Origin of the sequence: Marinobacter flavimaris, from assembly GCF_002933295.1 — a bacterium.
Classification (GTDB): domain Bacteria; phylum Pseudomonadota; class Gammaproteobacteria; order Pseudomonadales; family Oleiphilaceae; genus Marinobacter; species Marinobacter flavimaris.
In genome coordinates this window covers 478894-491392 of record NZ_PSSW01000001.1, presented here as the reverse complement: position 1 = coordinate 491392, position 12499 = coordinate 478894, and the positions used below count along the sequence as shown (strand labels likewise).

Genomic DNA, 12499 nt, shown 5'->3' with positions numbered 1-12499 from the left:
GTGCCAGACGTACCCAAAATCGCGCCAATTATAGAGATTAAGGAATCCTATTTCCACCAGAAACCGGAACCGGTTGTGCGTCGACAGCCAAACCAGTCGTTTAGCTGACCGTAAAAACAAAAAACCCCGACAGCAATCGCTATCGGGGTTCTGAACACCATTACTTCACCAGATCGGCGCGATTCGCTCAGTCTCTCGCACGTTTGGGGAAGATCGGGTAATTTACGCCGGCCATCTGGTTGACCACACGAATCACCTGCGCGCTGTAGCCGAACTCGTTGTCGTACCAAACATACAGGATCAGACGCTTGCCACTGGTGATGGTTGCCTGGGCATCAACGATGCCGGCATGGCGGGAACCGACAAAGTCGGTGGAAACCACTTCCGGAGAGTTCACGAAGTCGATCTGCTTCTGCAGCTCCGAGTGCAGCGCCATATCCCGCAGGTATTCGTTAACACCTTCCACATCAACGTCTTTCTTGAGGTTGAGATTCAGGATCGCCATGGACACGTTCGGCGTTGGCACCCGGATCGCATTACCGGTCAGCTTGCCCTTCAGAACCGGCAGCGCCTTGGAGACAGCCTTGGCGGCCCCCGTCTCGGTAATTACCATGTTCAGGGCGGCGCTGCGCCCGCGGCGGCTGCCCTTGTGGTAGTTATCGATCAGGTTCTGGTCGTTGGTGTAGGAGTGCACCGTCTCCACGTGACCATCTTCGATGCCGTATTCGTCTTCAATCGCCTTCAATACCGGTGTGATGGCATTGGTGGTACAGGAGGCGGCTGACAGGATCCTGTCTTCGTCAGTAATCCAGTCGTTGTTGATACCATAAACGATGTTCTTGATATCGCCCTTACCCGGCGCCGTCAGGATAACGCGGGTGACGCCTTTTGATTTCAGGTGCAGGCCAAGACCGGCTTCATCACGCCACTTACCGGTGTTGTCGATCACGATGGCGTTGTTGATGCCGTAATCCGTGTAATCCACCTTGTCCGGCCCATCAGAGTAGATAACCTTGATATAGTTGCCGTTGGCAATCAGGGCGGATTCCTTCTCATCAACGGTAATGGTGCCATCGAACGGACCGTGCACGGAATCACGGCGAAGCAGACTGGCGCGCTTCTCGAGATCATTTTCCGCACCGCCCTGGCGAACCACAATCGCACGCAGACGCAGGTTGTTGCCACCCCCGGCCTTCTCGATCAGGATACGAGCCAGCAGACGACCAATCCGGCCAAAACCGTACAGAACGACGTCTTTGGTGTCATTGTTGGCATCTTCCTCGGACTGGGCAGCGTACTGCCCCACAACCGGGCCGATTTCACGCTTCAGGAATTCGGTCAGGTCGCCGCCTTCCTCTTTGAACTTGACCGCCAGCTTGCCGATATCCACGTGGGCACGACCGAGTTCAAGTTTGTCCATGGCCTGGAGGATCGGCAGGGTGTCGTGAACAGAAAGCTCGCTGTCTTCAACCTGGCGCACAAATCGGTGGGCACGGATGATATCGATAACCGACTGGTTGATGATGGCGCGGCCGTATACAGAAGTAACCACATTGTTTTTGCGGTAGAGGCGGCCGATCAGCGGAATCATGGCTTCCGCGGTGGATTCTCTTTCTGTCCAGTTGGACAGGTGCTGATTGATCTGTTCGTGACTCACGCTTGGACCTCTGCAATTGGCACTTGGAAATTGGGGCGCACATTATCCAATTTAATCCGGTCGACCGCAAATACGGCGGGCCATGACCTTCGTATAGGTCGCGCCGGCTAATAACGCAAACGCCGACCATGGCGCCGGCGCCATGACAGTGAGGGGCGCGAGCGTTAGAATACGCGCCTCACCGCTCCCGGACATCCACAGCAGGAGAACCTGACCGCCCATGAGCCAAGGTGCCAGCACACGCCCGTCACCCCTCCCCCTGATTGCCCCCGAATTTCCGTCTCGGCCGGCCGATCACCGAACATGGGGTCAACTGCACGGCAGCAGTGAGGCGCTGGCCATCTGCGAAAGTGCGCGCGCGCACAAGGGTCTGACCCTGGTCATTACCCGCAGCACCGCCGATGCCATCCGGCTTGAGCAGGCCATGCGCTTCTTCCTGGGGCTACCCCCGGAAGAAGACGGCCCGGCGGTCAGCGACGACGGGCTGGAACTGCTGTCGCTGCCCGACTGGGAAACCCTGCCCTACGATCTGTTTTCGCCCCACCAGGACATTATTTCCCGGCGAATCCGGACCCTGCACCGCCTGCCCGCAACCAGCCATGGGGTTCTCGTGGTTCCTGCACGCACGCTGATGCACAGGCTGCCGCCAGTAAATTACCTCCAGGGCAACACCCTGCTTCTGGAAGTGGGACAGTCCCTGGATATCAAGAGCTGGCGAATGCAGCTTGAGGCGGCAGGCTACCGGCATGCCGAGAACGTCTACGAGCACGGCGAATACGCGGTCCGGGGCGCCATACTGGACATTTTCCCCATGGGCGCCAGCCAGCCCTATCGGATTGACCTATTCGATGATGAGATCGAAACGCTCCGGACTTTCGACCCCGAGACTCAGCGCTCAATCGACCGGATCGAACGCATCGAACTGCTGCCCGCCTTTGAATTCCCCTGGCACAAAGAGGCGCGCTCCGGATTCCGCAGCCGCTGGTTCGAGCAGTTCCCGGATGCCGACAAAGACACCCCCATCTACCAGGACGTGACTCACGGCATTACCCCGCCGGGCATTGAGTACTACCTGCCGCTGTTCTTCGACGAGACGGCAACCCTGTTTGACTATCTGCCAGGCGCCACTCACGTTTTTACTGCGGACGGACTGAACGATGCGGTCAGCCACTTTGACAGTGAAACCCGCAACCGGTACGAAGATCGTCGTCACGATCGCCTGCGGCCGATTCTGCCGCCCAAGCTTCTCTTCCTGCAGCAGGAAGAGCTGTTCGGACAACTGAAGGCCTTCCCGAGGGTAACCGTCTCCGCGGAGACAAAGGATGCCGCGGGATCAGTTAACTGCCCCACGACAACCTTGCCGGATATCGCCATGGACGGTCGGGCCGCAGACCCTGCCGGTCGCCTCAAGCGGTTTCTGGGAGAGTTCGACGGCCACGTGCTGATATGCGCCGAATCGTCCGGTCGGCGCGAGGCGCTGATGGAGAATCTTGGCGAACAGGGTGTTGAATTGAAAACCCTGTCCGGCTGGCAGGCTTTTCTCGACGATAAGGAAAGCTCGGTCGCCATCACCATTGCCCCGATGGAGCAAGGCCTGGTTCTGCCCGAGCATTCCGTTGCCCTGATCACCGAGACCGCCCTGTTCGGCGAGCGGGTACTACAGCGGCGGCGCCGCGAGAAGCCTACGGAAACGGACGATGCCGGCTTCCGGGATCTGTCCGAATTGCGGATTGGTGCGCCGGTGGTTCATATCGACCACGGTGTTGGCCGTTACCTGGGCCTGGAGACCATCACCGTAGAGGGCGAAGCGAGCGAATTCCTGATGCTTGAGTACGCCGGGGGCTCAAAGCTGTATGTTCCGGTCTCCAGCCTGCACCTGATTTCCCGCTATGCCGGCAATGACACCGAACACGCGCCGCTGCACAAACTCGGGACGGACCGCTGGAGCACAGCGAAACAGAAAGCCCTTGAGAAGATCCGGGACACTGCCGCCGAGCTGCTGGATGTGTACGCCCGCCGGGAGGCGCGCAAAGGCTTCAGCTTCGAGGATCCCAAGGAAGCCTATCGTGCCTTTGCTGCCGGCTTTCCGTTCGAGGAGACACCAGACCAGCAGGTTGCTATCCAGTCGGTGTTCGAGGACATGACCAGCGAGCAGCCCATGGATCGCCTGGTGTGTGGCGATGTCGGTTTCGGGAAAACCGAGGTTGCCATGCGCGCGGCGTTCCTGGCTACTTGGTCGGGCAAGCAGGTGGCGGTTCTGGTCCCCACTACCCTGCTCGCCCAGCAGCATTATGAATCCTTCCGGGACCGTTTCTCGGATACCCCTGTGCAGGTCGAGCTGCTCAGCCGGTTCCGCACGGCTGGCCAGACCAGCAAGGCGTTGGAGGCGGTGGAGAACGGCCGGGCCGACATCGTCATCGGCACCCACAAACTGCTACAGGGCGACATCAAATTCAAGAATCTTGGCCTGGTTATCATCGACGAAGAGCATCGCTTTGGCGTTCAGCAGAAGGAAAGACTGAAAGCACTGCGGGCCGAAGTGGACATGCTCAACCTGACCGCCACCCCGATTCCGCGGACGCTGAACATGGCCATGGGGCATCTGCGGGATCTCTCGATTATCGCCACTCCTCCGGCCCGGCGGCTCTCGGTGAAAACTTTTGTGCGCCAGAAAGACAACGCCATGGTCAAGGAAGCCATACTGCGGGAGATTCTCCGGGGCGGTCAGGTCTACTTCCTCCACAACGACGTGGCCACCATCGAGAAGACGGCAGAGGATCTACGTTCGCTGATTCCGGAAGCGCGGGTGGGCGTCGCCCACGGGCAGATGAGAGAGCGTGATCTGGAAAAGATCATGTCCGACTTCTACCACAAACGCTTCAACGTGCTGGTGTGCACAACCATCATTGAGACCGGCATCGACGTTCCCAGCGCCAACACCATTATTATCGAGCGGGCAGACAAGTTCGGCCTGGCGCAACTGCATCAGCTTCGGGGCCGGGTCGGCCGTTCGCACCACCAGGCCTATGCCTACCTGCTCACGCCACCGCCGAAATCCATCACGGCGGACGCCAAAAAGCGTCTGGATGCGATTTCGGAGGCGCAGGACCTGGGTGCCGGCTTCATGCTGGCCACTCACGACCTGGAAATCCGCGGTGCCGGGGAGTTATTGGGGGAAGAACAGAGCGGGCAGATCGAAAGCATCGGCTTCACCCTTTACATGCAGCTGCTGGACGAGGCCGTCAAGGCCATTCGCGAGGGCCGAACCCCGAATGCCGACCTGCCACTTAGCCACGGCACCGAAATGAACCTGAGAATCCCGGCTCTGATCCCCGAGGATTATCTGCCGGATGTCCATAACCGCCTGATGCTCTACAAACGGATTGCCAGCGTGGACAGCCCGGAAGCATTAAAAGAACTTCAGGTTGAAATGATCGATCGGTTCGGATTATTACCGGATCCGGCCAAAAACCTGATCCGCCAGACCGAGCTTCGATTGCGTGCAGAAGCCCTGGGCATCGTGAAAGTCGATGCCGGCAAGGAGTGGGCGCGGATCGAGTTTGGCAGCTCGACACCGGTGGATCCGCTGGTTCTGGTTAAAAAAGTGCAATCCGCACCTGACCAGTACCGGCTCGAAGGCGCCAACAGCTTCCGTTTTCGGCTGAAGGATGCCACAACCGGTGGTAAACTCGACGGCATTTCCCGGATGCTTGGCGAGCTGGAGCCAGCAAAAAATGACGCGTCCGGCTCATGAACGGCCGACCAACAAGTGGAGTACGACCCTTGCAAATTGATGGAATTCGCTGGTGCCGATACCCGACCCGGGCCATCCTGGCAGCTCTGCTTATGAGCTTTTCTCTAACAGGCGCCGCACAGCAGCTTGACAGGGCAACCTTGCCTCTTGAGCCCGGCACGCCGGTTCCGGATGACTACTACCGGGCGGAGTTTGTCATTCTTGAGCGGATCGTAGAGCCGGAAGCTGTGAACGAACGGATGTCTGATCGCTCGGTAGAGCCGCCCCTTGAGACCGAAGAGGTTCTCTGGTCATCGCTGGAGAATGGCACCACGGAAACCACACTGGAATTGGCGCCCCGAAAGGATCTCCATCTTGCCAGTGCCGCCGCCAGACTCGAACGCAGTGGCCGTTACCGTGTGCTTGTGGCTGCCGGTTGGTACGAGGCGTTTCCACCAGATTACGAGGGGACACCCTTGCGGGTTGAAGCAGGTGACTGGCTGAATGAGGCTCGCACCCGGGAGGTTGAGGGACACATCACCATCGACCGGCAACGCTATTTGCACGTCAATGTGCATCTGAACCACTGGCAACTGGCAGAAGAGACATCGGAGCCGCCTGTAGAGGCTGCGACCGAGCTCTCTGAAGAAACACCCCCCGCTCCGGACGCATCCGGAGCAAGTGACTCCGCCCCAATGTCAGCAGCAACCGGAGAAACAGCCGGTCAGCAACTACCTGTTCTGGCTGAACCCGCGCCCCTGGAATTGTTGACCTGGATTCGGGAAACCCGCCGGATGCGCAGTGAGGAAATCCACTTCCTCGATTCCCCCACGATCGGCGTGCTGGTGTTTTTCAAGAAGATTGAGGCAACGGAGTAAGCACCCCAAGGCCAGCCATCGAGACTTCGAGGATCCGCTTGACCCCGGACATTCCCTGCTCGATGGCCGCCTCAATTTCTTCCATGGTGATGATATGGTCGGATTTTCCAGCCGCCCAGTTCACCACCAAACCCAGACAGACGTAACGCATTCCAAGTTCCGCCGCCAGCGCGGCTTCCGGCATACCGGTCATTCCTACCAGGTCGCAGCCGTCCCGCTCCATCCGGATGATTTCAGCCGCGGTTTCCAGCCTCGGGCCCTGGGTTGCGCCATACACTCCGAAACCGGAAAACGGGACGTTTTCTGCTCCGGCGGCATCAATCAGGATCTGCCGCGCGCTCTCGTCGTAGGGCCAGGTGAAATCAATGTGGGTCACCGAGTCCAGACTGCCCCCGAAAAAGGTGCTGGCACGCCCCCATGTGTAGTCAACAATCTGGTCGGGAATAACCACATGGGCAGGTCCCATATCTGCATGAATACCGCCCACGGCGTTGACACCAACGACCGTTCGCACACCGGCATCGTAAAGGGCCTTGAGGTTCGCCCGGTAATTCACCTGATGGGGTGGAATACGGTGTGGGTTACCATGGCGCGACAGGAACATCACCGGCTGATCACCCAAGCGCCCCTCTACCAAGGGCGCTGAAGGCATGCCCCAGGGCGTTCCGGCTTTATTCTCGCCGGTGATTTCCAGGCCAGACAATGTGGTCAGGCCTGTACCCCCGATAATCCCGACAGGGTGCATTTTCTCCGGTGACGTCATTCTGACTCTCCTGAATCTTCTACATCTCCGGTGGTCTGGCGATTCTGCGATTTCTGCGCACTTTTCCCGGAGGAGGCTTCCCCACGCTTATCTGCCGAGTCGTCCGATTGCGATCCGGACAGCCGAACCCCTTCGGGCAAGTGCAGAGTCCGGGTCGGGAAGGCGACCTCAGCTCCGTAGCCTTCAATAATATCGCTGATCTTCAGCAGCACATCCTGTTTCACTTCGTGGAATGGAATCCACTGGGTTGTCTTGGTAAAGCAATACACCATGATGTCCAGTGACGAGGCATTGAAGGCCAGGAAATTCACAATCAGGGTCTCATCGCTCTCGATATCCTCATGCTGCTGAAGCATGGCTCTGATATCGTCAACGATCGTTGCCATCTGTGCGACATCCGCATAGCGGATGCCAATGGTCTCGTAGATCCGACGATTGCTCATGCGCGAGGGGTTTTCTACCGCAATGGTGGTAAACGCCGCATTCGGCACGTAAAGAGGACGCTTATCGAAGGTACGGATGGTCGTCAGACGCCAGCCGATATGCTCAACCGTACCCTCGATGTTCCGATCGGGCGATCGCACCCAGTCCCCGACCTTGAAGGGTCGATCCAGGTGGATGATAAAACCGCCGAAAAAGTTCGCCAGCAGGTCCTTGGCGGCAAAACCAACCGCAATACCGCCCACGCCGCCGAAGGCCAGTACCCCCGAAATGCTGTAGCCCATGGACTGCATGGCAATGAGCACGGCCGTAATGAGGACAACGGCCCGGGACAGTTTGCTCACCGCGTTGACGGTGGTGTAGTCCATGGGCTGTTTCATTTTCAGAGGAGATACGAGAATCCCCTCCGCTTCTTTGATCAATCGCAGAATCGCCCAGACCAGTACGAAGATGAAACCAATCTGCAGCACCGACTCATTGGCCTTGAAGATCTCCGCTTCCGAGTATTTGTGAGCCACTTCGGCAGCCCAATAGACCCCCTGCAGCCAGACAAAGGCGACCACCGGCTTGCGAGCCGCATGCAGCAAGGCATCGTCGAACAGGTTTTTGGTCTGGCTGAATTTGCGCTCAAGAGCCGCAATTATATGGCTGGCAATGTAGGCGACCGTGGCCGTTCCAAAAACCAGCGCAAAGACAACAATTCCGACACGCCAGGCTTCAGACAGCAGCCCGAAATTCTCGATCCAGCCATTCACCATGGCCATAACATCCCCGATCATCGGATTCCTCTGGTCTAGACAGTTTTATCGAATAGAAACGGCCGTTCCCGGCCTGACGCGATCAAACAGATCAATAATGTCTGCGTTGCGCATCCGCACGCAGCCATGGGACAACGGCACGCCCATGGGCTCGCTGTCCGGTGTGCCGTGAATGTATATGAAGCGGCGGAAAGTATCGACACCCGGGCCCCTGTTTTTGCCCCACTCGCGACCGCATAGCCAGAGAATCCGGCTCAGTATCCAGTCGCGTTCGGGATGAAGCCGGGCGAGATCCACGCTGTAGGTTTCGCCGGTGGGGCGCCGGGCACGGAATACTGCCCCAACAGGAAGACCGGCGCCAATACTGGCCCGGACATAGTGCTCACCACGCGGAGTGCAGCCACTGCCATCGCTCTCTCCCGGCCCGTTCAGGCCGGTGGAAACCGGATAGGTGGCAACAATCTCTCCGCCTTCGCTTTTCAGCTGCAGGCGCTGAAGGGTCAGGTCAATATCGATTCGAACAGATGCGGGGTGCGTCAAAACCGGCCAGGCTCCCTTGGAGGTTAAGAGGGAAGCCTAACCGAGAGAGAGGAATTCAGGCAACCGAGACCTTGCTGCCAGCTGGCGGGATCAGCATGGCGTCTTCGGCCTGCATGCCGGCTGCCAGGAAAGGCACCAGGCGGGCAGCAATTTCCTGGACGGTGGTTTCCACGCCCAACTTGTTCTGAAGAATATCGCGAAGCGCATCGCTGCTGGACATGGTAAACGCCGTTGCCCCCAGCATGAACTGGATACGCCAGTAGCGATCCACCGAGGAAAGCTGAGGCGTTGCTTCCTTGAGCAGGCGCATGAACCGGCTGAAGGGCTCGCTGTACTCTTGCTCAAGGAACTTGCGCAGATGGCCCTGTGACTGGGTATAGGCAAGCCCAAGCAGGCGCATGAAGATCGAGATACCCTTTTCGTTACGCTGGGGCATACGCACCGCACTCTCGGTAAGCGCCCAGAGCGTCTGATTCAAGGTTGGAGGCTTACCGCTGCACCGCTCTTCCAGCTCATCGAACGCGTTTTCCAGTGTGGCGGAAAACGGTGTCAGAAAGCGCGCAAACACCGCATGAATCAGTGCGTTCTTTGAACCAAAGTGGTAATTGACAGCGGCCAGATTTACTTTAGCCTTACTGGTAATCATTCGGAGCGAGGTTTCCGAAAAACCCCGGTCGGCGAACAGCTCTTCGGCTGCATCGAGAATCCGGTCAACGGTATCAGACTGCGCCATTTTGTTATCAATGCCTCTAGCAAACGTCTGTTTGAAACATACGTTTGAAGCGCATCTGTGTCAAGTTCTCGGCTCAGGCTCTGCGGCGACTTCTTCCCACCCCTGATCAATCGCTTCCTGATTACCCTCGAAAAAGGCTTTCTGAACGCGGCTGTACGCCTTCTCTGCCTCCAGCAGGTAAATCAGGTAAAGGCGCACGTGCTCCCGGCGAGTCAACTGGCGTGCCAGGACCCGGTTCTCCGACAGTCGCAACAGGTGGCCAAAACGCGTGTTCTTCAGCGCAGGGTTAAAATCCGACATCCTGGCACATTGCCAGATAAGGCCATCAGAGCCCTCCAGGTGGGCAACGTGCTGCCTTGCCTCGCGGAGCATCCGCTGCCGGGTCATAAGCAGATCAAGATAGGAAGGTTTTGTTGTGTAGATTCGGCGCACCGCCGGAATCCCGAGCAGCAGGATGATCACAAACGCACCGAAGCCGCCGCCTGCAATCCAGGCTGGCACAAACCCGGTCAGCCCACTCAGAAAGATGGCTGCCGCAATCAAGGCACTGAATAACCAGAGGTCCCGACCCCGACGCGCCTCGGCCATCGTAAAGTTGTCCGGCCAACCGTTCATCGCCAGCAGCTCAAAGTCCATCAGCAGCACCCGGTCGCATTGACGAAGCATCAGACGGAGTTTGCGTTGCCGGGATTCCGCCAGAATCCTCTCGGGCTTGCTGCTACCAGCGTCCCGATGCTGATCATTGCCCGAGGCTTCTTCCGACCCGGTTGCGGTATCCGGCGCCTGATCAACGGGCAGCGTTTCCGCGCCTTTTGCGGCGTCCGCACCTGCAGCCGGCGCAGAAGGCTGGCTTCCCGCCTCCACGGGTGCGGGCACAGGATCAGCCGCCCGACCAGGGCGCAGCACGGGAGCCTGCGCCGGACTGTTTGCCCGGGTGGCGGCCTTACTCTGATTTTCAGCCATGGCAGATTGTCCGCATTCAGGGGTTATGAAGGGTATCGACCATGATGCAGGATACTTGAATGTTTACCCCGGTATACCGACATCAGTCGGGCCTTGGCATCAGTCAGCCCGCTCGCTATCCTTGGCGCACCTGCCGGAAAGGCGCCCCATACCACATTGAATGAGGTCAGGCTTATGTTCACAGGCATTGTCCAGGGCATTGCAACCATCGAAGACGTCACTGCAGAGCCCGGGCTCAGCACTTTTGCCATTCGCCTCCCCGCAGAAAAGGCAGATGGCGTTTCCATCGGCGCCTCGGTGGCAATCAACGGAACCTGCCTGACCGTCACACGCCAGGAAGACAGCGTGCTTTATTTCGATGCCATGCAGGAAACCCTGAGACTTACCACGCTGGGGGAGCTGACTACCGGGGACCAGGTGAATTTCGAGCGCGCCGCCCGGATTGGGGATGAAATTGGTGGCCACCTGCTTTCTGGCCATATACATACGGCGGCCAACATTGTCGAAATACGGCGCACGGAAAACAACGTCACGCTATGGTTTGAGGTGCCCGAGGAATGGGCCCGCTACATCTTCCCCAAAGGCTACATCGCCATCAATGGCGCCAGCCTGACTATTGGCGAGGTACGGGGCAACCGGTTCAACATCCATCTGATCCCGGAGACGCTGCGGGCCACAACCTTTGGCTCCTGTGAACAGGGCCAGCGGGTGAATATTGAAGTAGACAGCCAGACCCAGACCATCGTGGATACCCTGGCCCGGCTCGGGTATGACCGCCCGGCGCCAACATTGTAATCTGACAGGTTATTCAGCGGTTGCCAGCCCGAAACACCACGAACTTGGGGCTGGCGTCCAGCTGCTGCACTGACGAAAAGTACCGGCGCAGGCTTCGGTGATAGCCAAGGTGTCGATTTCCTACCAGGAGCAGGCGACCGCCCGGCCTCAGGTGTTGCGACGCCTGCTCGAATAACCGAAGTGCGATGTGATCACCGACCACACCACCCTCGTGGAACGGCGGGTTCAGTAGTATCAGATCAAAGGCTCCCAGATCGGACTCAACACCGTCGCGATGGGAAAAAGCGGCTTTGGCATCCGGAAAGGCTTTTTCAACATTACGACGGGCACTGAGCACAGCCTGGCTTGAAACATCGCTGAAAACCAACTGCAGACCCCGTCGCTCCGACAGCGCCGCCAAGCCCAGTACGCCGTTACCGCAGGCCAGATCAAGCGCCGAATCGCCAGCCCTGGCCGTCGACACCTCGTTGACCACATGTGGCAACATCAGGCGGGTGCCGATATCCAGCTTTTCCCGGGCAAACACCGCCGGCAATGCCTCTATGCCCACATCACCTTTTCGGTCGCCCAATCGGTAACCTTTCCAGGTCGCTGACCAATCCGCGAGAGTCGCAGCGCCCCTGTTACATCGAATCACCCGCGCTTTCTTTCGCGCCGGCAGCACCTGCTCTGTCCGTACAGCTTCGGCGAACACATCAACGCTTCTTGCCGGTAGGTGCTTGATCATGCCGCCTGCCAGCAACACGCCGGAATCCGCCATCACGCGATTGAGCCAGCGCAGCAACCAGGCCAGATAGTCGGCCTGGCGGGGTATTCTCAATACCACCAGGTCAAACGGGCCCTCGGGCGCATTAATCCAGCTGAAAACAGATTCAGGTGGCGTGACTTCCGGATTCAAAGAAGCATTATGTGCCAGGGCAGCGGGCAACACAGCACTGTCGGCCACCACGGTCGGAGAGAGCGCTGCCAGCCCCAGTGAAAGAGCCCCGAACTGATCATCCACCACCAGAACACGGGGCTCACCCAGGGCTGCCGCCGCGCAAATGGCTTCCTCAAGCAGAAGCTCGTCCGCCGCATCCCATGCCCTCAGCGTCGGATCACCAGTGCCTGGCCGGGCAAGAATCAGTGAGCCTCCGGAGAAATCAAGTTGGGCGGTTGTCATTTCGGGCATGCTGGAGGCCTTTTGTCACAAAAGCGCCATTCTAGGCTGTTTATTCTAGAAATTAACCCTAACGTGG

At 58.5% G+C, this 12499-nt stretch carries 10 protein-coding genes; 3 read left to right on the top strand and 7 right to left on the bottom strand.

Annotation, left to right across the window (positions count from 1 at the left end; all coding sequences use genetic code 11):
• Positions 1–187: 187 nt before the first annotated feature.
• The gene (locus MDHKLMBL_RS02260) at positions 188–1642 is read right to left on the bottom strand and encodes a glyceraldehyde-3-phosphate dehydrogenase (RefSeq protein WP_425269223.1); all 1455 of its coding nucleotides are present in this window, start codon (positions 1640–1642) and stop codon (positions 188–190) included.
• Between the two features lie 235 nt (positions 1643–1877).
• On the opposite strand from MDHKLMBL_RS02260, the gene mfd reads away from it, so the two are divergent.
• Positions 1878–5411, top strand: coding sequence for a transcription-repair coupling factor (mfd, locus tag MDHKLMBL_RS02255; RefSeq protein ID WP_008175076.1), 3534 nt, complete (start codon positions 1878–1880; stop codon positions 5409–5411).
• A gap of 29 nt (positions 5412–5440) precedes the next feature.
• Positions 5441–6268: a CsiV family protein gene (locus tag MDHKLMBL_RS02250; protein WP_104270026.1), complete on the top strand. Its 828-nt coding sequence runs from the start codon at positions 5441–5443 to the stop codon at positions 6266–6268.
• Here the strand turns inward: MDHKLMBL_RS02250 and MDHKLMBL_RS02245 are convergent.
• Genes MDHKLMBL_RS02245 through MDHKLMBL_RS02225 form a run of 5 tightly spaced genes read right to left on the bottom strand, consistent with a single transcriptional unit; the run spans position 6243 to position 10466 of the window.
• Positions 6243–7031, bottom strand: a complete 789-nt coding sequence (locus MDHKLMBL_RS02245; protein WP_053112427.1) for an S-methyl-5'-thioinosine phosphorylase — start codon at positions 7029–7031, stop codon at positions 6243–6245. The two genes, MDHKLMBL_RS02250 and MDHKLMBL_RS02245, sit on opposite strands and share 26 nt — an antisense overlap.
• Entirely contained in the window at positions 7028–8251 is a 1224-nt protein-coding gene (locus MDHKLMBL_RS02240; RefSeq protein ID WP_104270025.1) for a mechanosensitive ion channel family protein, read from the bottom strand. The genes MDHKLMBL_RS02245 and MDHKLMBL_RS02240 overlap by 4 nt, the downstream gene beginning before the upstream one ends.
• Before the next feature lie 24 nt (positions 8252–8275).
• Entirely contained in the window at positions 8276–8770 is a 495-nt protein-coding gene (locus MDHKLMBL_RS02235) for a L,D-transpeptidase (RefSeq protein ID WP_053112429.1), read from the bottom strand.
• Between the two features lie 55 nt (positions 8771–8825).
• Positions 8826–9503, bottom strand: coding sequence for a TetR/AcrR family transcriptional regulator (locus MDHKLMBL_RS02230; protein WP_008173132.1), 678 nt, complete (start codon positions 9501–9503; stop codon positions 8826–8828).
• A 60-nt stretch (positions 9504–9563) separates the two neighbouring features.
• Positions 9564–10466 (bottom strand): hypothetical protein, encoded by a 903-nt coding sequence (locus MDHKLMBL_RS02225; protein ID WP_104270024.1) that lies wholly within the window; start codon positions 10464–10466, stop codon positions 9564–9566.
• Positions 10467–10640: 174 nt separating this feature from the next.
• Between MDHKLMBL_RS02225 and MDHKLMBL_RS02220 the strand changes: the two genes are divergently transcribed.
• On the top strand, positions 10641–11261 hold the full coding sequence (locus MDHKLMBL_RS02220; protein ID WP_104270023.1) for a riboflavin synthase subunit alpha: 621 nt from the start codon (positions 10641–10643) through the stop codon (positions 11259–11261).
• A 13-nt stretch (positions 11262–11274) separates the two neighbouring features.
• Here the strand turns inward: MDHKLMBL_RS02220 and MDHKLMBL_RS02215 are convergent, their stop codons facing one another.
• The gene (locus tag MDHKLMBL_RS02215; RefSeq protein WP_104270135.1) at positions 11275–12423 is read right to left on the bottom strand and encodes a class I SAM-dependent methyltransferase; all 1149 of its coding nucleotides are present in this window, start codon (positions 12421–12423) and stop codon (positions 11275–11277) included.
• Positions 12424–12499 lie beyond the last annotated feature (76 nt).